The organism is Nostoc sp. 'Peltigera membranacea cyanobiont' 232, assembly GCF_002245985.1.
Taxonomy (GTDB): domain Bacteria; phylum Cyanobacteriota; class Cyanobacteriia; order Cyanobacteriales; family Nostocaceae; genus Nostoc.
The window spans coordinates 57,391-78,947 of the sequence record NZ_NOLK01000015.1 but is presented as its reverse complement, the minus strand read 5'-3'; the positions used below and the strand labels follow the sequence as shown (position 1 = coordinate 78,947).

General features: G+C 40.3%; 20 protein-coding genes. 12 read left to right on the top strand and 8 right to left on the bottom strand.

The window, feature by feature from the left end; translation table 11 throughout:
* Positions 1-15: 15 nt before the first annotated feature.
* Entirely contained in the window at positions 16-399 is a 384-nt protein-coding gene (locus CDG79_RS07640; protein WP_094341605.1) for a hypothetical protein, read from the bottom strand.
* Positions 400-1,087: 688 nt separating this feature from the next.
* Between CDG79_RS07640 and CDG79_RS07635 the strand changes: the two genes are divergently transcribed.
* Together CDG79_RS07635 and CDG79_RS07630 are read left to right on the top strand one after the other, a co-directional pair.
* Positions 1,088-3,076, top strand: a complete 1,989-nt coding sequence (locus tag CDG79_RS07635; RefSeq protein ID WP_094341604.1) for a heavy metal translocating P-type ATPase — start codon at positions 1,088-1,090, stop codon at positions 3,074-3,076.
* A gap of 277 nt (positions 3,077-3,353) precedes the next feature.
* A complete protein-coding gene (locus CDG79_RS07630; protein ID WP_094341603.1) occupies positions 3,354-4,058 on the top strand; it encodes a hypothetical protein in 705 nt (234 codons plus the stop codon).
* Between the two features lie 199 nt (positions 4,059-4,257).
* Here the strand turns inward: CDG79_RS07630 and CDG79_RS07625 are convergent, their stop codons facing one another.
* Positions 4,258-5,376 carry a CobW family GTP-binding protein gene (locus CDG79_RS07625; RefSeq protein WP_094341602.1) on the bottom strand — a complete coding sequence of 373 codons (1,119 nt, stop codon included), beginning with the start codon at positions 5,374-5,376 and terminating at the stop codon, positions 4,258-4,260.
* A gap of 137 nt (positions 5,377-5,513) precedes the next feature.
* On the opposite strand from CDG79_RS07625, the gene cysS reads away from it, so the two are divergent.
* The 3 genes from cysS (at position 5,514) to CDG79_RS07610 (ending at position 10,184) form a co-directional block, all read left to right on the top strand.
* Entirely contained in the window at positions 5,514-7,007 is a 1,494-nt protein-coding gene (gene cysS, locus CDG79_RS07620) for a cysteine--tRNA ligase (protein WP_094341601.1), read from the top strand.
* A 92-nt stretch (positions 7,008-7,099) separates the two neighbouring features.
* A complete protein-coding gene (locus tag CDG79_RS07615) occupies positions 7,100-8,539 on the top strand; it encodes a TldD/PmbA family protein (protein WP_094341600.1) in 1,440 nt (479 codons plus the stop codon).
* Between the two features lie 298 nt (positions 8,540-8,837).
* Positions 8,838-10,184: a TldD/PmbA family protein gene (locus tag CDG79_RS07610; RefSeq protein WP_094341599.1), complete on the top strand. Its 1,347-nt coding sequence runs from the start codon at positions 8,838-8,840 to the stop codon at positions 10,182-10,184.
* Between the two features lie 71 nt (positions 10,185-10,255).
* Here the strand turns inward: CDG79_RS07610 and CDG79_RS07605 are convergent, their stop codons facing one another.
* The 3 genes from CDG79_RS07605 to coaD form a co-directional block, all read right to left on the bottom strand.
* Entirely contained in the window at positions 10,256-10,582 is a 327-nt protein-coding gene (locus CDG79_RS07605) for a Ycf66 family protein (RefSeq protein ID WP_094341598.1), read from the bottom strand.
* A gap of 145 nt (positions 10,583-10,727) precedes the next feature.
* On the bottom strand, positions 10,728-11,396 hold the full coding sequence (locus tag CDG79_RS07600) for a hypothetical protein (protein WP_094341597.1): 669 nt from the start codon (positions 11,394-11,396) through the stop codon (positions 10,728-10,730).
* Positions 11,306-11,857 carry a pantetheine-phosphate adenylyltransferase gene (gene coaD / locus CDG79_RS07595; RefSeq protein WP_094341617.1) on the bottom strand — a complete coding sequence of 184 codons (552 nt, stop codon included), beginning with the start codon at positions 11,855-11,857 and terminating at the stop codon, positions 11,306-11,308. The genes CDG79_RS07600 and coaD overlap by 91 nt, the downstream gene beginning before the upstream one ends.
* Before the next feature lie 271 nt (positions 11,858-12,128).
* On the opposite strand from coaD, the gene lgt reads away from it, so the two are divergent.
* From lgt to CDG79_RS07565, 6 genes are all read left to right on the top strand, one after another.
* Positions 12,129-13,004 carry a prolipoprotein diacylglyceryl transferase gene (lgt, locus tag CDG79_RS07590; protein ID WP_094341596.1) on the top strand — a complete coding sequence of 292 codons (876 nt, stop codon included), beginning with the start codon at positions 12,129-12,131 and terminating at the stop codon, positions 13,002-13,004.
* 196 nt (positions 13,005-13,200) lie between these two features.
* Complete coding sequence (cobM, locus tag CDG79_RS07585; RefSeq protein ID WP_189524915.1) at positions 13,201-14,019, top strand: precorrin-4 C(11)-methyltransferase; 819 nt, start codon at positions 13,201-13,203, stop codon at positions 14,017-14,019.
* 22 nt (positions 14,020-14,041) lie between these two features.
* Entirely contained in the window at positions 14,042-14,458 is a 417-nt protein-coding gene (locus CDG79_RS07580; protein ID WP_094341595.1) for a hypothetical protein, read from the top strand.
* 112 nt (positions 14,459-14,570) lie between these two features.
* A complete protein-coding gene (locus CDG79_RS07575) occupies positions 14,571-14,924 on the top strand; it encodes a phenylpyruvate tautomerase MIF-related protein (protein ID WP_094341594.1) in 354 nt (117 codons plus the stop codon).
* Between the two features lie 79 nt (positions 14,925-15,003).
* The gene (gene rlmN / locus CDG79_RS07570; RefSeq protein WP_094341593.1) at positions 15,004-16,098 is read left to right on the top strand and encodes a 23S rRNA (adenine(2503)-C(2))-methyltransferase RlmN; all 1,095 of its coding nucleotides are present in this window, start codon (positions 15,004-15,006) and stop codon (positions 16,096-16,098) included.
* 142 nt (positions 16,099-16,240) lie between these two features.
* Positions 16,241-16,711: a hypothetical protein gene (locus CDG79_RS07565; RefSeq protein WP_094341592.1), complete on the top strand. Its 471-nt coding sequence runs from the start codon at positions 16,241-16,243 to the stop codon at positions 16,709-16,711.
* An 83-nt stretch (positions 16,712-16,794) separates the two neighbouring features.
* Here the strand turns inward: CDG79_RS07565 and CDG79_RS07560 are convergent, their stop codons facing one another.
* Together CDG79_RS07560 and uvrC are read right to left on the bottom strand one after the other, a co-directional pair.
* Positions 16,795-16,974: a replication restart DNA helicase PriA gene (locus CDG79_RS07560; RefSeq protein ID WP_094341591.1), complete on the bottom strand. Its 180-nt coding sequence runs from the start codon at positions 16,972-16,974 to the stop codon at positions 16,795-16,797.
* A gap of 635 nt (positions 16,975-17,609) precedes the next feature.
* A complete protein-coding gene (gene uvrC / locus CDG79_RS07555) occupies positions 17,610-19,487 on the bottom strand; it encodes an excinuclease ABC subunit UvrC (protein ID WP_094341590.1) in 1,878 nt (625 codons plus the stop codon).
* Between the two features lie 641 nt (positions 19,488-20,128).
* On the opposite strand from uvrC, the gene CDG79_RS07550 reads away from it, so the two are divergent.
* Positions 20,129-20,308 carry a hypothetical protein gene (locus CDG79_RS07550; RefSeq protein ID WP_094332640.1) on the top strand — a complete coding sequence of 60 codons (180 nt, stop codon included), beginning with the start codon at positions 20,129-20,131 and terminating at the stop codon, positions 20,306-20,308.
* 20 nt (positions 20,309-20,328) lie between these two features.
* On the opposite strand, the gene CDG79_RS07545 is transcribed toward CDG79_RS07550, so the two are convergent.
* Positions 20,329-20,751, bottom strand: coding sequence for a response regulator (locus tag CDG79_RS07545; protein WP_094341589.1), 423 nt, complete (start codon positions 20,749-20,751; stop codon positions 20,329-20,331).
* Positions 20,752-21,557: the final 806 nt, after the last annotated feature.

The window sequence follows — 21,557 nt, the reverse complement described above, 5'->3', positions numbered from 1 at the left end:
AAGCGCTATTCAACCTTAGTACACCAAGTTTCCAGTACCGCGCAACTGACGCAAAGAATTTACGCACAATGGACAGTCGCAGCCAAATGTCTTAATTGCAGCATCACTTTCCTCATCAGTAAAGTTCAACATAGCAATATTCTTATCTGATACTGATGTGACAATGGTCGAGGAACGTGCAGATGAGGTATACGGTACCTTTCTCTCTGAATCTCGAATGCACACAAAATCTGTTCCACCATGTGGGTTAGTGATACAGGTACGACCGTCTTGTGTGTGCATCAATCGCTGTGTAATACTACCACTAGCATGGGCAGGATGAAATGCCACCAGTGTAGACATCATCGACACAAAGATTGAGGAAGTGGAAAGCAAATTCAGAAGAATCTTTTTGTTCATAGATTTCCTTGAGAAAATTGTCTACTAGTTTAGGGTATTCGATTCAGTTTCAAACTTCAAGTGAATTTTCCCTAAGAATAGCTAGCTTGACACTTATTATCCAAGAAAGTTCCATATCGACTCAGTTTGATTGCAAAGTAGTTGTAACAGCAGAATTAAGCAGTAAAACTAGGCTTGAAGTCTGATTTTAATATCTAAATTGTGTACTTCAGCAAATTTAAATCTGCTGTCAGCAAGTGGGCATGAATAATTAAAGGTTAGTGTTAAGGGCTGGAGCAACTTAACCAGAAGCAATTTAATTAATTTTATATTGCATATTATAGTTTGATTTATTATTGCCTGCTTACTTGTATTCCTAAGATAGTGATTGTTTGCTTGATGTAAGTATAAGAGCTTAATTAAATTAAAGCTCGTAGTCCTCTAGCCCTTTAAAATCTGATGCAGAGCGATATAACGCTCACTAGGAGCAAAAGTTATATCTTAAGATTCTTCTATAGAATCGAGAACCATTATCGCTATTTTTACAACATTTAAGCTCTAATTTGAATCAAAATATAGCATAAATATTTAACCCCAAAGCTGATATAGATTCTCATTCTTAAATACTTAACTTGTAAAAACATATTTTTTTTATTACATTTAGAAAAAGGCTCATATATCAAGTAATTTACTAGCCTCAACACAAAATATGAAGCAAAAAGTACATTCAGAATCTTCAGGTTGTTCCAACTGTGAACACGACCATCATGAGAATCATAACCATGCTCATAATCATGATGAGAATCATAACCATGACCACAATCACGATGGTGGTGGAGAATTAAATCTAAAAAATGAAATATTGCCTTTGGTAGCGATTTTAAGTTTATATGCGCCTGGTGTTATTTTTGAAAATCAATTACACAATACATTCTACTCAATAGGTGAATATCTACTTTTCATCCCTGCCTATTTATTAAGTGGATGGAGTGTTTTAAAAACTGCTGGGCGTAATATACTCAAAGGAAGAGTATTTGATGAAACCTTTTTGATGACAGTAGCGACACTAGGAGCGATCGCAATTCATAAATTGCCCGAAGCTGTCGGAGTTATGCTATTTTATAAAATTGGCGAATTATTCCAAGATATTGCCGTCAGTCGTTCTCGTAGTTCCATCAAAGCTTTATTAGAAGTACGTCCAGACTATGCAAATATCCAAATAGAGGGGGAACTAAAAAAAGTCCCACCAGAGACAGTCAATGTTGGGGATATCATCGTCGTCAAACCTGGAGAAAAGATTCCCTTAGATGGCGAAATTATAGATGGAAATTCGCAAGTTGATACATCTGCATTAACTGGAGAATCTGTACCGCGAACAGTGAGGCTGGGTGAGACAGTTTTGGCTGGAACGATCAATAAAATGGGTGTTCTCAGCATTAGAGTCACAAAACTCTTTGATGATTCTTCCATTGCCAAAATTTTAGATTTGGTGCAAAATGCCAAAAGTAAAAAAGCAGAAACAGAAAAATTTATTACTAAATTTGCTCGATATTATACGCCAATAGTAGTTTTTACATCTCTAGCAGTTGCAATATTACCGCCTTTATTTCTTACTGGTGCAAGTTCTTCAGAATGGGTTTATCGCGCTCTAATTTTGCTAGTTATCTCCTGTCCCTGTGGACTTGTTATCAGTATTCCGTTAGGTTACTTTGGAGGTGTTGGAGGTGCAGCTAAACGTGGTATTTTAGTTAAAGGCTCTACTTTTTTAGATACTCTAAACGAAGTTAATACAGTTGTGTTTGATAAAACTGGAACATTAACTCAAGGCGTATTTAAAGTAGTAAAAATAGTACCACAAAATGGCTACAATGAGCCAGAATTGTTGCAATTAGCTGCCAAAGTAGAATCGCACTCAAATCATCCCATCGCTCAATCTATCCTTAAGGCCTATGGTGGAAAGATTGATGATTCTGAGGTGAGAGATTATGAAGAGATTGCAGGCTATGGAATTAGAGCCAAGATTGAAAATAGGGTAGCGATCGCGGGTAGCGATCGCCTACTCCACAGAGAGAATATTGCTCATGATAATTGCCAGCTAGAGGGAACAGTTGTTCATTTAGCAGTGGATAATATTTACGCTGGGTATATTGTCATTGCTGATGAACTCAAAGAAGATGCGAGACAGGCTATTCAAACACTCAAGCGAATGGGTATAGAGAGAACAGTAATGTTGACAGGAGATAATCAAGCGATCGCATCCCAGATTGCTCAACAGTTAGGCATAGATGCTTACGAAGCAGAATTATTACCTGAAGAAAAAGTCAATGCCATAGAGAAGTTACTCAGCACTGCCGGCAAGCATGGTAAAGTTGCCTTTGTTGGAGATGGCATTAATGATGCGCCAGTGATTGCTAGAGCCGATGTTGGTATGGCAATGGGTGGCTTAGGTTCAGATGCAGCTATAGAAACTGCGGATATTGTCATCATGACAGATGCGCCCTCAAAAGTGGCAGAAGCGATACAAATCGGTAGAAAAACGCGCACAATTGTTTGGCAAAATATCATTTTTGCCTTAGCAATTAAAGGTGTATTTATTGGATTGGGTATTTTTGGTATAGCGACAATGTGGGAAGCTGTCTTTGCTGATGTGGGAGTAGCTTTACTAGCAATTTTCAATGCTACTAGAGTGATGAAATAAAATTATTGGCAAATCGGGAATCAGTAATTGGGAATTTGTAGTAGTTAAAATTGAAGAGCTAAGAGTTGTTTCTTTAACGCTTCTCACTCTTAAGCCCGGATTTCTCACCAATGCTCAAAGCCTGTGCTTGTGCAGGGGAGCAGGGGAGCAGGGGAGCAGAGGAGAGTTCAATGTGCCAAGTTCAATCCCCTCCGCCCCTCTGCCCCTCTGCCCCTCTGCATTTCAAACTTGTGAGAAATGCGGGTTAAGCTGCTACCTAATACCCAGAATAGAACCAATGAATTCATCAATCAAAGGCATTGCTACAGCTACTTTAGCTCTACTACTAAATTATTCAGCAAATCCAGCCTTTGCACTACCACAAAAAATAAATCATCCAATTACTGTTGCTAAATCACAATTATTAACGGACACCTTGATTGTTCCTGGCGAACGAGTGGGGCCGATAACACGAACAACCACCAAGAAAGATTTAGTGAAGCTGTTTGGTGCATCCCATCTCGTTGATAAAACCATTTCTGGTGCTGAAGGAATAGGTAGTTTTGCAGCTACTCAGGTAAACCTAAATCAGGGGCGATGTCTAACGACAAGCTGCTCCGCATCTACGCTGCTAGTAGTTTGGAGTGATAATACTCGTAGTAAACCTCTAGATGTGCGTAACCTGGGTTCAGCTTGGAAAACCCGCGAAGGTATCGGTGTTGGAACTCCCTTAAGTGAGTTACGCAAGAAGTTAGGTAACTTTAAACTCTATGGATTAGCATGGGACTACGGCGGCACTATTCTGCTGGATAGTACCAAATTAGCCCGCTATCAGGGTAAAGTTATCTTGCGAGTAGATGCTGCTCCTAATGCTTACGAAAAGTTCGCCAATGATTATCAAGCAGTTTCTGGGGATAGTACTTTTTCTTCCAGCGATCGCCATTGGAAACCTCTGGGAATCAGGCTATCAGAAATAATCGTCGTTCTTAACTCATCAGAATAACTTTAAATAAAAATTAAGTCATCCTTACTAAAGAAGTGCGGGGTGTAGCAATGAATCTAGCTCAAAGAGAGAATTTCGATGGATATGTTTATGGAAGTGAGGAAGCAAATCATCAGAACAGATAACAGATTATCTAAAAATGAATTCCCAGGTAGAACCTGGGAATGAGTACAAAATTTTAACTTTTAACTCCTAACTCTTATTTCCCAAACCCTTTACCACGAGAGGTTGAAGGTAGACAAATGCAGTTTTCGAGTTGAGTAATCAAAGCCTCACGATCCAAATTTTGGCCAATTAGCACAAGTTGGTTTTTCAGTTGACCTTGCCAATCATCATCATCCAAGGTAAAACGTTTACCGCAAAGGTGGAAAATATGACGCTTCGGACTTTCGTCAAACCACATAATTCCCTTTGCCCGGAAGATATTTGAGGGTAGCTGGTTATCTAAGAAATACTGAAACTTCCTAATAGAAAAAGGCTTGTCACTTTGGAAAGAGATGGAAGTAAAACCATCATTTTCTAAATGGTCGGAATGATGGTGATGATCGTGGCGATCGTGGTCATGGTCGTGATGATCGTGACCGCATGTTGAGTGGTCATGGTCATCATGATGATCGTGATGGTCGCGATCGTGATGGTCGTGTTCATCCACCACTGTGTCAAAATATTTATCAGACTCAAACAGACCAACACTGAGAATTAAAGGAAGTGGCACTTGCGATCGCGTGGAGCGGATAATTCTTGCTCCTTCCTTAACTTCGTTAATTTTTCTTTCTAACTCATTCAAAGTGGCTTCATCAACTAAATCAGCCTTGTTCAGCACAATGACATCACCATAGGCAATCTGGCTGTATGCTGCCTCAGAGTTAAATAAATCTAGGCTATAATTCGCCGCGTCAACCACGGTAATAATCGAATCCAAGCGAGTTAAATCTCGCAATTCTGTGCCGAGAAACGTTAAAGCAACTGGTAACGGATCTGCTAATCCAGTTGTTTCTACTACTAGATAATCTAGATTTTCTTGGCGTTCTAAAACTTTGTAAACTGCATCTACCAAATCATTATTAATAGTGCAGCAGATACAACCATTATTTAGTTCCACCATGTTCTCACCAGTGGAAACAATTAGCTCGTTGTCGATGCCAATTTCGCCAAATTCATTCACGAGAACGGCGGTTTTCAAACCCTGTTGGTTGTTGAGGATATGGTTAAGTAAAGTCGTCTTGCCACTACCGAGGAAACCCGTAATAATTGTTACTGGCATTCCTTGTTTGGGCGTATCCATTGCCGAAGATTCGGGTGTAACTGCTGATTGCATAGCGCTGTTATCAAATAATCAAAAAATAGTAATGTAGCGCAGAGAGTCCATAAAACACTAGCATAGGGATGCTGGACTGCCATCCCAGCTGCTTTACCCTATTATTACGTATCTTCTTATTTCAGCATTACTCTGTTATGACCCTAACACTCTACAATACCCTCACCCGTCGTCAAGAACCGTTTGAAACAGTCGAGCCAGGCAAGGTTAAGATGTATTACTGTGGCGTGACGGTTTACGACTACTGCCATTTGGGTCATGCTAGAGCTTGCATCGTTTGGGACGTAGTGCGCCGATACCTCCAGTTTATCGGTTATGAAGTCCGATATATCCAAAATTTTACCGATATTGATGACAAGATTCTCAATCGCGCTCGTGTTGAACATTCCTCAATGGAAGTTGTAGCCGATCGCTTTATCAAAGCATATTTTGAGGATATGGCGCGGTTAGGAATTAAAGAAGCTGATGAATATCCCCGCGCCACCCACACAATGAATGGCATTCAACGGTTAATTCATGAGTTGGAAAATAAAGGTTTTGCTTACCCTGCTGAGGGTGATGTGTATTATGCAGTCCGGCAGTTTGCTGAGTATGGCAAGCTTTCAGGACGCAGGTTAGAAGATATGCAAGCTGGCAAAAGCGATCGCGTCAACGTAGAAGATCCAGAGTACCAGAAAAAGAAAGACCCCTTCGATTTTGCTTTGTGGAAAGCAGCAAAGCCGGGAGAGCCAGCTTGGGAGTCACCTTGGGGCGCAGGTCGTCCGGGGTGGCATATAGAATGCTCGGCAATGGTGCGCGATCGCTTGGGTGATACCATAGATATTCATGCTGGTGGTGCTGACTTAATTTTTCCGCACCACGAAAATGAAATTGCCCAATCTGAGGCTGTGACAGGAAAACCCCTGTCGCTTTATTGGTTACATAACGGCATGGTAAAGGTAGATGGTGAAAAAATGTCCAAATCTTTGGGCAACTTTACCACTATTAGAGACTTACTGGATCGAGGAGTTGACCCGATGGCAGTACGTTTGTTCGTGCTGACTGCTCAATATCGCACACCCATAGATTTTACCGACGAAGCGATCGCCGCAGCAACCAACGGTTGGCACACCATAAAAGAAGGTTTACTTTTCGGCTACCAATACGGTAAAAAACTAGGTTGGGATTTAGGGACTGGGGACTGGGGACTAGGGACTGGGAATATCCCAATACCCAGTACCCAATACCCAGTACCCAATCCCTATGTTGAACGCTTCCAGGAAACTGTGAATAACGACTTTAATTTTCCTGGTGGGTTAACAGTATTGTTTGAATTAGCCAAAGAACTGCGTCGTGAGGGAAACATTCTTGTGCATGAAGGGAAAACCGAAACTTCCCCTGAGGAGTTACAGCAGCAATGGCAAACTCTTGTCACATTAGCTGGAGTTTTAGGTTTAGAAGCCGAGATAGAAACCGAAGCTGACAAGAGTAATGGTTTAAGCGATGCGGAAATTGAAACGAAAATTCAGCAAAGGCAACAAGCACGTATTGCCAAGAATTTTGCCGAAAGCGATCGCATTCGTGACGAACTCCAAGCAGAAGGTATTACGCTAATTGATAGCCGTGATGGTACACGCTGGCACCGGAATTAGAAGGGACTGGGGACTGGGGACTAGGGAAGAGTTTTCCAATCCCCATTACCCATTCCCCATTACCCATTCCCCATTACCCAATCCCTTAAATTATGTGGTCTGAACTTAAAAAAGCGATCGCTAGTTTCGACATTCCTGCTGATTGGATCGGTATCAGAGCCGTAAAGGAGACTTCTACAACCCGTGCAGTCCGTGATGGCTTACCCCAGGTAAATGGCAAATCCTTCACTGTAGGAGCCATGCTGGAAGTTTTAGTCAACGGCTGTCTGGGTTATGCAGCAACCAACTCTCTGGAACTGTCTTCCCTACAAGCTGCTGCCGAAACAGCCTATAAACAAGCACTAGCAGCCAGTGAATGGTGGATACATCCCTTTCGTGAAAGTGAACGCCCTAAAGTCGTTGGTGAATATAAATCTCCATTTCTTGAACCATTAGATGCTTTAAGTCCAGGAGAAATCAACGATTTACTGGTTCGCATTTGCCAAACGCTGAAAGTTGACGACAAAATTGTGCAAACCATAGCCAGCGCTAGCACCATTGATAGAGAGTCTTGGTTTGTTAGCAGCAACGGCTCAGAAGTCTATCAAAAAACTCTATCTATAGGCACTCATTACGGAGCCACCGCCCAAGATGGCGTGGTTATACAGCAGCGCAGCAACAATGGTTCGCAAGCTAACTGTTACCAAGGTGGACTAGAACTATTAAAACAAGAAAACTTATGGCATCGGGTGCAGCAAATTGGCGAACAAGCAGTAGAACTTTTGACAGCAGAGGAATGCCCAACTACCCGTACCAATTTAGTTTTAGCCCCAGACCAAATGATGCTGCAAATCCATGAAAGTGTCGGGCATCCCCTAGAAATTGACCGAATTTTGGGAGATGAGCGGAACTATGCTGGTGGTAGCTTCGTTAATAAAAGTGATTTCGGCAACCTAGTATATGGTTCGCCACTGATGAATATTACCTTTGATCCCACCGTGGCTGGTGAATTTGCTAGCTATGGCTTTGATGATACAGGTGCAGTAGCAACGCGTGAGTATTTGGTTAAAGAAGGAGTACTCCAACGGGGTTTAGGCAGTCTAGAGAGTCAAGCTAGAGCAGGTGTAGCAGGAGTAGCCTGTGCCCGTGCTTCCTCATGGAATCGACCAGCGATCGATCGCATGGGCAACTTGAATTTAGAGCCTCTAAATGCAAGCTTTGAAGACATTATTGGCGGTATAGAACATGGCGTTTACATGGAATCTAACCGATCTTGGTCAATTGACGATCGCCGCTATAAATTCCAATTTGGTTGCGAGTACGCTAAATTAATTGAAAATGGTAAACTCACTAAAACCCTCCGCAATCCCAACTATCGCGCCACAACACCAGAATTTTGGCATAGCTTAATCCAAGTAGGAAATGCTGAAAACTGGCAAATGTATGGTACTCCTTATTGTGGCAAAGGAGAACCAAATCAGGCTATTTGGGTAGGACACGGTTCACCTGTTTGTGTATTTGCTAATGTCGAAGTTTTTGGTGGAGGAAGTTAAATAATTCGTAATGGGCTAACGCCCCGCTACGCTAACGTAATTCGTAATTCGTAATTCGTAATTGTGCGTTTTGCAAAGGGATTTAGCTCAAAAACAAAATGCGTCTGTCTAGTTATAGCGGGGGATTATAATTCGTCGAATAATTATGAATTGGTAATTACTAACTAAGTTGAAAAAGTGCAAATTCAGTAGCTAGTAGTTAAAAACTGGAAATTAAAAATATTTAACTTTTAATTAAAGAATAACTCCTAACTACTAAATTTTTCCCCTCATTATTCCCTATTAATATTTAATATCCATGAAAATTGAGGAATTATCTGCGTTAGAATTCAGCTTTAATCGACTGATTGAAACTCTACTTATAAAAAAAGCAGAAAATGAACAATTCACTGTGAGACTTAGTAGCGAAAGAAGTCAATTTACTCGTTTCAACCATGCAAAAGTGCGACAAACTGGCTGTGTTGCTGATGGTTGGATCGAACTGACTCTGATGGCAGATCAGCACAGCAGTATTCGGCAGTTTCCCTTTACTGGAAATTGGGAAATAGACTGGCAATTAGCATATTCTGCCTTGCAGGAACTACGCGATGAACTGATTCTATTACCCATCGATCCATATCTAGTTTTACCATCAGAAACTAATACCAGTCGCGAAGTACATTCGGGACATTTATTGCCAGAGGAAGCAGTAGTAACAAGTGTATTAGAACAAGTATCTAAATTAGATTTTACTGGTATATATGCAGGGGGAATAGTAACTAAAGGCTATGGTGATTCCAGTGGTCAAAAACACTGGTTTGCTACTGATTCTTTTAGCTTAGATTATTCTCTATTTTCTACCTTGGGACAAGCAGTTAAGGGCACATTTGCAGGAAGTGATTGGGATGAATCTGCTTATATAGCCAAAATCAGCGAAGCCAAAAAGCAACTCGAATTGCTTGCTCGACCAGTTAAAGAATTACCACGGGGACAATACAAAACTTATTTTGCACCTGCTGCTGTTGCAGATTTATTGCTGATGCTTTCTTGGGGAGCAGTAAGCGAAGCTGATATCCAACAAGGAAATAGCGCTTTAGCTGCTTTATCGCGTCAAGAAAAACAACTTTCGACAGCATTTAGTTTGAAAGAAAACTTTCAGCGCGGATTAGTACCGCGATTTAATGAATTGGGAGAAATGGCAGCACCGGAGTTACCTGTAATAGAAAAAGGACGTTTGGTAAACACTCTAGTGAATTCTCGCACTGCTAAGGAATATCAGAAAACTGCCAATGGCGCTAATAGTTCAGAGACTCTACGTGCGCCAGAAATTAGTCCAGGAAATTTAGGATTTGAGCAGATTCTTCCGAAATTGGATACAGGATTGTATCTATCAAATTTGCATTACTTGAATTGGAGCGATCGCCAAACTGGTAGAATTACAGGTATGACCCGCTATGCTTGCTTTTGGGTAGAAAATGGAGAAATTATCGCCCCCATTGAAAACTTACGTTTTGATGAAAGTCTTTATCGTTTCTGGGGAGAAAACCTAGTAGATTTGACCGATTTTCAAGAATTCATACCTGAAGTAGGTACTTATGAAAGTCGCCAACTAGGAGGTAGTTTAGTTCCTGGTATGCTAGTGGAAGATTTTACATATACTTTGTAATTGTCTTCTATAACAACACCCAATTTTGGTTAGAGACGTGAAATTTCACGTCTCTACAGCAAATTATCAAATCACCTATCTCTGTAAACTGCATTAATTACAATATCTTTGATACTCAGGTAAATAATTAATAGCAACGATAAAAATTGCCCAAATTGAAGAATTGGATCTAAGCGCCAACCTTGAAAAAACAAGATTGTTCCAATTAACAACATTATAATTGGCGTAAATATAAGTTGGATAATGTAAAGGGCTAAAGCCCAACCTCTAAGCCTAGTTCCACGTTGGGATAACCAAGCTACTGTTAAAATCAAGTAAATAATTGCCCAGAGCAAATAAATAATTCCCAGTAGACTACCTGAATTTACTCCAAAGTTAACTTGAGCGAAAGTAAGCATTTCTAAAAAATCCTGCTTAATTACAAGCCAAAATATTAAATCTATTACCAGTTAGCTTCCCAAAAAGTTTTGTTTAATAAAAATTGTTGGGTTAAGCAATAGCGAAACCCAACTTATAATTTTTCCTCATCTCTTATTAGAACCTCTATTTCTTTTTGTTAGGAGGTGAATTGCGCTGTGTAAGATTATCAATTTGCAATTGTTGCCGTCCATTCGTGACAATTCGCAACATATCTTTGAGATCCTGCTCGATATTGCCCAAAATGCCATCAGCATAAGCATCAGCACCATCTTCAATGTCTTGAGCCTGAGCGATCGCAGTTTGTCGCATAAGTTCTAACTCTTGCTGACAAGCATACCGCTTGCGCTCAATCTCCGCGAGGGTTTCTTGCATTATTCCCTCACACTCTTGTTGCACTTGTCGCCGCAGTTGTTCAGCTTCTTGTTCTGCCTGTTGAATAATATCGCTTTCAGCTAAAATTTGCGCTCTTTTTGCTTGCGCGGCCTCAACAACCTGCTGTCCATACTCTTCCGCTTCTAGCAGAATTTCATCCTTTTGCTCAAGGATGGCTGCTGCTTCTTGAAAAAGTGATGGTAAAGCCAGCCGGATGTAATCAAGCTGTTCCAGCAGCTTTTCTTCATCTATAAGAGTGCGTCCCGTCAGAGGAATCCTGAGACTAGAGAGAACTATTTCCTCTAGGCGGTTGAGTTCCTGCTGAATATCTACGCTTCCCTCTCCACCGAGATATTCTTCAGGGGGGGGATTGCTTCCGTTGAGGTTGGGTTCAACATTGGAGATTTGTGATTGTAACATTGGTATATATCTAGGGCAATGTGTGGGGGAACGAGATGATCGATAGAGCCGCCAAACCTTGCAATCTCTCTCACCACACTACTACTTAAAAAACTATACTCATTTGAAGTTGCTAGAAAAACTGTTTCTATTTGGGTAGAAAGAGTTTTATTGGTGTGAGCCATTTGCAGTTCCACTTCAAAATCTGACACAGCCCGTAAACCCCGAAGCAAAACTTGTGCATGTCGCATTTGTGCATAGTTGACGGTAAGACCATCAAAGCTGTCTACTTCTACATTAGGTAGATGTTGTGTAGAAAGACGGATCTGCTCTAGCCGTTGTTGTACGCTAAAAAGTGGCGTTTTGTTTGGGTTCCGCAGTACAGCGACAATTACCCGCTCAAACAGGCGACTACCGCGCCCAATGAGGTCAAGGTGTCCCAAGGTGATGGGGTCGAAGCTACCAGGATAAATAGCAATCACAATTTTAGATATATCAAAGTTGTTTAGGTGATTATATCGAAACTCTTTTGTGTAACTGTGTAACTTACTCAAATTTACCATCTTGCGCTCTGAGCAAGAATGGTAAACTCAATTGTTTTAGTGACACAAGTTATGCTCAACTAGGCGTTAGGAATTAGACTCCTAAATATGGATGCTGGATTTTAAGTGTAATTCTAGTATTCGAGATGCAAGAAACTCCGTACTTAGTAAAGTGCGCGGGTAGTTAACGAACTTTTCTAGGTAATTTCTCATGGCACTGGATTTTTCCACCTTGCTCTTGGCGTTTCAATTTACTTCTCCAGGGCCCATTCTGGTGAAATTAGGGCCACTAAGTATTCGATGGTATGGCTTATTGATTGCTACGGCAGTGTTAATTGGCGTAATTCTTTCCCAGGAGTTGGCAAAGCGCCGTAACGTCAATCCTGAGTTGCTAGGCGATTTGTTTTTTTGGTTATTGATTGGGGCAATTCCCGGCGCACGGCTATATTACGTTTTCTTTGAGTGGTCAAAATATGCCCCAACTCCGGGAAAAATCTTTGCTATTTGGGAAGGTGGTATTGCCATTCATGGAGCGATTCTTGGTGGCGTTTTGGCTGCGTTAATCTTTGCCAAAATCAAGCAGGTTTCTTTCTGGCAACTGGCAGATTTAGTAGCGCCTTCGCTGATTTTAGGGCAAGCGATCGGACGTTGGGGTAATTTCTTTAATTCTGAAGCTTTTGGCGATCCTACCAATTTACCCTGGAAGCTGTATATTCCACCAGACCATCGTCCTCTAGCTTATGCTAGTTTCGATTACTTCCATCCCACCTTCCTGTATGAATCTCTGTGGGATTTAATGGTGTTTGCGCTACTAATAACGTTGTTTTTTCGCTCTTTATCCGGTAAGCCACGTTTGAAGGTAGGCACGCTGTTTTTAGTTTACTGGCCAGCCTACAGCTTAGGACGCTTGTGGATTGAAGGTTTCCGCACTGATAGCTTGATGTTGGGGCCATTACGAATGGCACAAGTAGTCAGTAGTTTAGGAATTTTATTAGGATTAGTTGGATTAGCTTGGCTTTACTTACTCAAACGCCCTTTACCCGATGTAGTGCCTACTCCCAAGGGGAATGGAGAGATGAGGGGATGAGGGAGCAGGGGAGGCAGGGGGGGCAGAGGGAGAAGAATAACTAATGCCCAATTCCCGATATCCAAAAATAAAAAATGCCCCAGAATATTTTCTAGGGCTTAACCAGGGTGCATCTACCATTACTCTCTACTAGAGAAAGAGGGAGAATCCGGAAAGATACTGAGAAAATATCAAAAAAGTTTTTTGAGGGATTGTCATGGGTTCTTCTAAAAGTGAATATACAGAAAACCTGAGTTATAAAAAAACACTATATGCCATAGAACCATCTGTGTATATTGTGGGAGCAGGCCCTGGAGATCCTGATTTATTGACGGTGAAGGCGCAGAAACTACTGGCCGTTGCTGATGTGATTTTATTTGCTGATTCTTTAGTACCCGAACAGATTTTAGAACTTTGCCGAAAAGATGCGGAGATAATTAGAACTGCGAATCAGACTTTAGAAGAGATTTTGCCGATTATGATCGATAGAGTGCGATCGCAACAAAAATCTGTCGTCCGTCTCCATTCTGGCGATCCTAGTCTCTACAGCGCCATCCACGAGCAAATGCACCTCCTTGCTGAGGCAAATATTCCTTTTGAAGTCATACCTGGTATCAGCGCTTTTCAAGCTGCTGCTGCCAAACTCAAAGTAGAACTAACTGTACCAGGTTTAGTCCAAACTATCATTTTGACCCGCATCAGTGGACGTACAGAAGTCCCCGCCACCGAAGAATTAGCCACTCTCGCGGCGCATCAGGCTAGCCTCTGTCTATATCTCAGTGCGCGTCATGTCGAAAACGCCCAAGCTAAACTACTCGAACATTACCCAGCCGAAACCCCCATTGCAATTTGCTTTCGCATCGGATGGCCTGATGAAAAAATTAGGGTTGTCCCTCTAAATCAGATGGCGGAATGTACTCATAAAGAAGAACTAATTCGTACTACACTTTATATCATCAGTCCAGCCCTCTCGACAGCAAAAGGGCGATCGCGTTTATATCATCCCGAACATAGTCATCTATTTCGTTCAGAGTAGTCCAATAAATATAGCAACAGAGATGTCAATACCGAAAAAAGGTACCAGAAAAATAATAGTTGATGGAGAACCATTCATCTGGCTAATCCGAAGACAAGCTACTAACTCTCAAGCAGACGATCCTGAAGGACATCTCCATGTTGCCGTAGAACACGCTACTGAGCCAGGCTCAGTATTAGTGGTTATTACTGATAGGTTTCATCCACAAGGGTACAGCCTCATTAATAGCGAACTAGTGCCAATACAACCTCAAGATGGATCGGGAGAGATTCGGGCTTGGAGTATTGAGCGGAGGTATGAAATAACCGCAGTAACACCAAAAGACGTAGCGTTATGGATAAAACAAGCTATGCAAATAGGATGGTTGCCTAGAAAGTCAGGTATAACCCTTGAGGTTAACGTTATTAGCAATAGTATTAAAAAATCTATCTGCAACTAGGGAAAAAATACCCTTAAATTTTTATTAGCAAAAACTTTTAGCATATTAAACTGTACTCTACTTTTAGATAAACTTAACAGTGTAATAAAATTCAAAATCCCAATTCAGGACTATGCCATTAATTAAAGTGCAAACTTCTGCATCTGCTCCTCAAAAAGCTGAAATTGAGTCCATGCTTTTAAATCTATCAGCCAAGTTAGCCAAACATTTGGGAAAACCAGAATCTTATGTAATGACTGCTTTTGAGCCAGAAGTTCCTATGACGTTTGCGGGGAATACAGACCCCGTTTGCTATATTGAAATTAAGAGCATTGGCGCAATGAAACCAGATCAAACCGCAGCAATGAGTCAAGACTTTTGCCAGCAGATTAACCAAACTCTAGGTGTACCTAAAAATCGCATTTACATTGAGTTTGCAGATGCTAAGGGTGCGATGTGGGGCTGGAACGGCACAACCTTTGGGTAATTTCCCATCTTCTTTGGTCAAGACTAAGTTAATCTAGCAGGTGTAGGATAGAGATCCTACATCAACTCGTGATTTTTTTATGTCTGCTACGCCTCTTGTATCTCAGGTTGACTCACACAACCCAGAAAAATCAGAATTAATCCCTCCCCTTCTCGGTGCTTCTCTGGCGGAGTTAAGCACTTGGGTGCAGCAACAAGGACAACCTGCTTACAGAGGAAAGCAACTGCATGAATGGATCTATGATAAGGGAGTGCGATCGCTAGCTGATATTTCTGTCTTCTCTAAGCAATGGCGTGCGGAAGTGGCAGAAATCCCCATTGGGCGCTCAATTTTACATTACCGCTCTGAGGCTCCCGATGGTACGGTCAAATATCTTTTGCGATTAGCAGACGATCAAATTATTGAAACTGTTGGCATCCCCACCTTTGCAGAAAGGGGAGAAGGCCCAAAAGCCCGCCTGACAGTTTGTGTCTCTACTCAGGTGGGTTGCCCAATGGCGTGTGATTTCTGCGCTACTGGAAAGGGAGGCTACAAACGCAACTTAGCACGGCACGAAATTATCGATCAAGTGTTGACTGTGCAAGAAGATTTTCAGCAACGAGTTAGCAATGTCGTGTTTATGGGACTAGGTGAACCGTTGTTGAATACTGAGAATGTCCTAGCAGCCCTAAAATCTCTAAATCAAGATATCGGTATCGGACAGCGATCGCTTACAGTTTCTACAGTTGGTATTCGCGATCGCATCCGTGAGTTCGCGCAAAATAATTTGCAAATCACTCTCGCGGTTAGTCTCCACGCACCCAACCAAGCGCTGCGAGAAAAACTCATCCCTAGCGCCCGCGCCTATCCTCTAGAAGATTTGTTGGCTGAATGCCGAGAATATGTAGAAATCACTGGACGGCGCGTTACCTTTGAATATGTTCTCCTGGCTGGTGTCAACGATTTACCAGAACACGCACTAGAACTTTCAAAATGTATGCGAGGATTTCAATGTCATGTGAATTTGATTCCTTACAACCCCATCCAAGAAGTAGACTACAAACGCCCCAACCGCGATCGCATTGAAGCATTTGTCAACGTCCTTAAGCAACAAAATACTGCTGTGAGTGTGCGTTATTCTCGTGGTTTAGAAGCCGATGCTGCTTGCGGACAATTGAGAGCAAGTAAAAATTAAATCCGTTGCAGTCAGTAAGTTTAATTACTTTGACCTTGCAGATATCTGGACGTTAATCGCAATTGCTGCAAAATAGGCTGCGGTAAAAATTGTTATATTAAGGTTAAGCGATCGCTCAACCCAACCCATAGCAAATAACTGTATGTTGAATCGCCTATTGATGCTTAAACTGTGGCTACTAGTGATTGTTGTTGCAAAAACTTTGCTGATGAATTCTCCTGCTTATGGACAAATAATTCAGACAAATCCTCAGCAACCTGAGTCTTTTCAAGAAAGAATCAGACAACAACAAGAGGAGCAAAATCAGCAAACACAAGAACAAATGAAGGAAACATGGCTACGGCTAAACCTTCAAGAACCACAACTACAACAACAGCAGAGAATACAACAGCAAGAATTTTCACGACAACGGCAAGAAATGATCCGCCAGCAACAATTTAGACTACAACAGCAAGAAACTAGATTACAACAGCAAGAATTTTCACGACAGCAACAACTGAGAATACAAGATCAACAACTTAGACAAGATCAACAAATTAGACAACAGCAAGAACTAAGATTACAAGAACAGAGACAACAGCAACAACTCCGACAACAGAAGGGTAACTTGTAAAGTAAACTCTTCAAAATTTATGATCGTTAACTTTGATTATTAAAAATTAGAGAAAATATTCTCCAATTTTTAATTTCTATTATCTAGCGCTTTGCATAAATTCCTGGTGCATAAGCCTCAATGACTTTGCCAGTACGGGTGCAACTAATCATCAAGTAGTCACAACTAGAGCATTGTGTGCGAGTTAATTGACTATCAGTAATATAATAACGTTCTGCTTGGCTACCGCAATTTGGGCAGTAAATCTTTTGTACTGTCTGCATTTTAAAACCTCTATTGTAATTTATTTTTTATTTGAGAAAACTGCCAGTTAAAGTAGCAATAATTTTGGTTTGAACCAACTTAACAAACGACTTTTATCTTGGCTAATTATTTTAAACAAAATTTCAGATTTGAAAAAACTTCGATATCTCTCTACACTATCCTATAATTTAAGCGATTTTACCCTCCTACTTTAGATACATAAATTATTTTTTAATTAAATCCCGCTTAGATATTTACTGATCCCTATAATGAATGCCTTGAGAGAGCCTTATTTATAGTCATTTCAGACCAATACAAAAAAGCTGTTCTTGTATTCAAAAATTAAAACCAATAAATTACTGTATCTTTAGTAACAAAATATTTATCTTAAGATTTAGTTAATATTTGCTGGCAAGATTATGATGTTAAATTCTGGAGAGATAATTTAACCAAAATTAGCATACTTACGAGATATCGTAAATTTACGGAATTTACTCATCTTAAATTCTCGCAGACAACCTTAACAGAATCCTCTGCGAGAGTGGAACTAATACTTTTTCAAGCTAGTTTTAAGGGTGTGTAGTAAGGACTTTAGCCCTTACTACAAACTTGTTTATTCATACATAAATTGAAATTTTACAGACTACTAATCTCCTCAAGCAGGATGAAAATAATCGTAAATTTCTTGAGCCAAACGCGGCCCAATTCCTGGAACCTCAGCGAGTTGTGGGGTTGTAGCTTGGCGAATATAATCAACTGAGCGAAAATGCCCTAGTAGCTGCTTTTGTCGATGATGTCCTAAACCAGGAATTTCATCTAAACGCGATCGCTTTAATTTATCACTGCGTTGCTGACGATGGAAAGTCACTGCAAACCGATGCGCTTCATCTCGCAACCGTCGCAATAACTGCACTCCTGGTTGTTCTGCATCAGTTGTCAAGGGTTTAGATTCTCCTGGTAAAAAAATCTCTTCTCGCTGCTTCGCTAAACTCACAACTCGCAAGTCTTCTAGTAAATTCATCTCTTGCAAAACCGCGATAACCGATGATAGCTGACCTTTACCGCCATCAATCATAATTAAATCAGGCCAATCTGGATTACCCAAACGTGTTAGTTGGGGATCTTCCCCATACTTGCGGAACCGTCGCCCAATAACTTCAGCTAGACTAGCAAAATCATCTGAATGTCCCGCCGTCACCGTAGGATTTTTAATTTTGTAATGGCGATAATGCTGCTTTGCGGGTAAACCGTCGATAAACACTACTTGCGAAGCTACAGCATTTGACCCTTGAATGTGGGAAATATCATAACCTTCAATGCGGTGAGGTACATCTGGTAAATCGAGAATGGCTGCTAAATCTTGCATTGCTTGGTGGTTGCGATCGCCAAATTTTTGCATTCTTTGCAATTCATACTGAGCATTTCGCTCTACCATCTCAATTAATTCTGCCTTAGTTTGCCGCAAAGGAGTCAAAATCGTGACTTTTTTTCCTTTACGTTGAGTTAAGACATCCGCCAATATCTCCGCATCTGGTAAATCATGCTGTACCAGAATTTCTAAAGGTATTTCCACTGAGTCAGCAGTTTGGTAATGTTCCTCCAAAGCTCGTTGTAAAATAGCTCCTGGTTCTGCATGAGCATCCGCCACAAACGCTAAACGTCCCACCAATTGTCCGGCGCGAATCTGGAATAGTTGAATGCAAGCGTGTTCTTCGTTAGCTGCCAGTGCGATCGCATCCCGTGAAACCGTATCATCTGGTAAGGCTACTTTTTGGCCAGCAGTCAGCGACTTTAACCCAGAAATTTGATCGCGAATCCGCGCTGCTGACTCAAAATTTAAGTCTTCAGCTGCTGTATTCATCTGTTGAGTCAAAATATCAATCAATTCCTGAGTTCGCCCTTGGAATACCATCGCTATCTTTTGGACAATCTTACGATATTCTTCTGGTGAAGTCAGCTTTTGACATACACCCGGACAGCGCCCTAAATCATAATTTAAGCACGGACGATCTTTGAAAAGTGGTTGGGGTCGTTGTCGCTGGGGAAAGATGCGTTTACAGATGCGGACAACTTCTCGCAATAAACCAGCATCAGTATAAGGCCCGTAAAATTTATCCTTTTCCTTACTAAATTGACGTTTACGGGTAATAAAAATTCGCGGATAATCTTCTGACCAAGTAATGCAGAGATAGGGATATTTTTTATCATCTTTGAGCAGCACGTTGAAGTATGGCTGGTGCTGCTTGATCAAGTTTGCTTCTAATGCTAAAGCTTCGGCTTCAGTATCAGTGACGATGAATTCAATTTCTGTCACCAACTTGACCATCGTAGTGATGCGTTCAGTCTTGTTGTAGCCATCGCGGAAATAGGAACGAACACGCGATCGCAACTTCCGTGACTTACCTATATATATAATGCGATCGCTCTTGTCGCGCATGAAATAAACTCCCGGTTCCGGCGGAATTTCGGCTAAACGATTTTCCAGTCGTTCCGGCTCTTTAACCAGTGGTAGTATTTGAGTAGATATTGTCACAACCAATATTAGGTAATCTTTCTCTATTTTAAGAAAAATTGTTTTTTCGTGCCGATTTAATAGAGTAAATATAAAGTAAGTAGACTTTTATTCTCTAGATGCTTCTGCGGTTACTCTACGAATTCCTCAAGGGAGTACCCACAGGGTGGCTTGGTTTACGAGCGAATACAATAAATATGGCGTAAATCCCGCTACCATCTGGATTAACAAGATTTGGGGCAAAGTCTCCTTAAAAAGGTAGGTAACTTTTGCCACAATTTACTAGATACTTTACAGTAAGCATCGCAAATTTGTAGCAGCCAAGAGTTTATCTAGCCGTGGTTTTAGTCTTCATCTGCTACTGTCAGAATAAAAGTTTGGCTTTTGGAATTTATAATTAATATTTAAAAATAGAAGATAATTTGTTATTTGAAAATTTATTTTTGGAATTTAGTTAATTTTATTTATATACTTTTCATTAAAAGCAATGATAAATTCACCTTTTACTTATATAAATATTAGAGAAATAAATTATTATCAAAGAATAGGTTAGATTTTTAATGGAACTATAATATTAAGCGATTTAACGGATTTAGTAAGTTAATTTTACGAATATCATTGGAAATATAGTTATTACAATAATTTCCAAAAAGAGCTTAACTATGAACCTACAAGACTTTGAAGCCCAGTACCGAGAAGCTATGGCTGAAACGCTCAATGAACTTCAAACCGCAGTTTTGCTATTAGCACAAGTACAAAATAAAATTTTAAAAATTGGCACTTCTGTACAAAATATCAGTGAGCGAGTTGAAGAGTTCATTGAAGACCAAAAAGCTGAATAAAGGTATGCCCAGCAAAAATTTTATCTTTGGTCAAAAGCCAACTCTTCTTCAATTGTAAGTATAAGATCCTTGAGTTTTAGAGGTTTGACAAAATATCGACGTGCGCCCAAACTCAGAGCTAGTTCTCGATCTGCTTTAAAAGCAAAAGCTGAAACCACAACGATCGGTATTTTTGACAAATCAGGTTTTTGCTGTACTTGTTTTAAGAGCGAATAACCGTCAATATCTGGCAACTTCAAGTCTAATAACATTAAATCTGGCTGAAATTTATCTATAGTTGAGAAAAAAGCAGATCCTTCTGATAAACTTTGGACATCGTACCCACAGTAACTTAGATAGTCACTCAGTAATAACCTATTGAGATAATGGTCTTCGACTAGCAAAATTCGTCTAACTTGCTGTGAACGCAATGGCTGACCTACATTGAATAATTGTGCTGTCATTGCTACCTATTATCTGATTATCTTAAGTAAAAGGCAACGATTATTATCATGAACTATAACAGTAGTACATTTAAACGACAAAACCAATAAGACTTAACTTATATAATCTAGTCAAAGATATTAATAAATTAAATTTAGCTGCACTACAATACTTAATAATAGTATGTTTAAATGTGACACCAATCAAATATTAATCTTTTCTTTACTAGCTTTTTACAATTTATAGTATTACATAAAAGAATTATTTTCAAAAGTGAACTGACTAATTTTTTTGAGTGAAATTACTTAAGTAATACTACAAGTAATATTAGGCTAATTGCCCTCATAGAAAAGTTTTCATCTGGATTTGAGGGTAAGTAATACTATTTCATGAAATTGATGTTACAAATACGTTGATGTGGCAACAGATATATAGACCCTTACAAACGATTCATTTTTTGTAATATGGTGTGTTTCGCTACCCCACGGGATCGCTAATACACACCCTGCTTGTATTTCAAAAATTAAATATGAGTTCTACATATAAATCCGCTTTTATTTATGAACTTACTTGCATGGTGTGCGAAGCAGTTAAGAGGTAAGAGTAAAGGGAAAAAAGCTCTTTGAGTTGTACTGAGTTTTTTCAAAAATCAAATATGATATCATTTCCGGTTGAACTAATTGTCATTGCGTTCCCGTTCGCGTAGCGTCTCCGAAGGAGAAGGGTACGAAGTGAAGCAATCCCAAAAGCTTTGCGATTGCTTCGTTGCACTCGCAATGACATATCACAAGTAATTTGCCGGACATGATATGAGTTATATAGGTGC

Coding starts and splice junctions, on each gene's coding strand:
- CDG79_RS07640 (WP_094341605.1), bottom strand. CDS start 399: ATGAACAAAAAGATTCTTCTGAATTTGCTTTCCACTTCCTCAATCTTT.
- CDG79_RS07635 (WP_094341604.1), top strand. CDS start 1,088: ATGAAGCAAAAAGTACATTCAGAATCTTCAGGTTGTTCCAACTGTGAA.
- CDG79_RS07630 (WP_094341603.1), top strand. CDS start 3,354: ATGAATTCATCAATCAAAGGCATTGCTACAGCTACTTTAGCTCTACTA.
- CDG79_RS07625 (WP_094341602.1), bottom strand. CDS start 5,376: ATGCAATCAGCAGTTACACCCGAATCTTCGGCAATGGATACGCCCAAA.
- cysS (WP_094341601.1), top strand. CDS start 5,514: ATGACCCTAACACTCTACAATACCCTCACCCGTCGTCAAGAACCGTTT.
- CDG79_RS07615 (WP_094341600.1), top strand. CDS start 7,100: ATGTGGTCTGAACTTAAAAAAGCGATCGCTAGTTTCGACATTCCTGCT.
- CDG79_RS07610 (WP_094341599.1), top strand. CDS start 8,838: ATGAAAATTGAGGAATTATCTGCGTTAGAATTCAGCTTTAATCGACTG.
- CDG79_RS07605 (WP_094341598.1), bottom strand. CDS start 10,582: ATGCTTACTTTCGCTCAAGTTAACTTTGGAGTAAATTCAGGTAGTCTA.
- CDG79_RS07600 (WP_094341597.1), bottom strand. CDS start 11,396: ATGTTACAATCACAAATCTCCAATGTTGAACCCAACCTCAACGGAAGC.
- lgt (WP_094341596.1), top strand. CDS start 12,129: ATGGCACTGGATTTTTCCACCTTGCTCTTGGCGTTTCAATTTACTTCT.
- cobM (WP_189524915.1), top strand. CDS start 13,201: ATGGGTTCTTCTAAAAGTGAATATACAGAAAACCTGAGTTATAAAAAA.
- CDG79_RS07580 (WP_094341595.1), top strand. CDS start 14,042: ATGTCAATACCGAAAAAAGGTACCAGAAAAATAATAGTTGATGGAGAA.
- CDG79_RS07575 (WP_094341594.1), top strand. CDS start 14,571: ATGCCATTAATTAAAGTGCAAACTTCTGCATCTGCTCCTCAAAAAGCT.
- rlmN (WP_094341593.1), top strand. CDS start 15,004: ATGTCTGCTACGCCTCTTGTATCTCAGGTTGACTCACACAACCCAGAA.
- CDG79_RS07565 (WP_094341592.1), top strand. CDS start 16,241: ATGTTGAATCGCCTATTGATGCTTAAACTGTGGCTACTAGTGATTGTT.
- CDG79_RS07560 (WP_094341591.1), bottom strand. CDS start 16,974: ATGCAGACAGTACAAAAGATTTACTGCCCAAATTGCGGTAGCCAAGCA.
- CDG79_RS07550 (WP_094332640.1), top strand. CDS start 20,129: ATGAACCTACAAGACTTTGAAGCCCAGTACCGAGAAGCTATGGCTGAA.
- CDG79_RS07545 (WP_094341589.1), bottom strand. CDS start 20,751: ATGACAGCACAATTATTCAATGTAGGTCAGCCATTGCGTTCACAGCAA.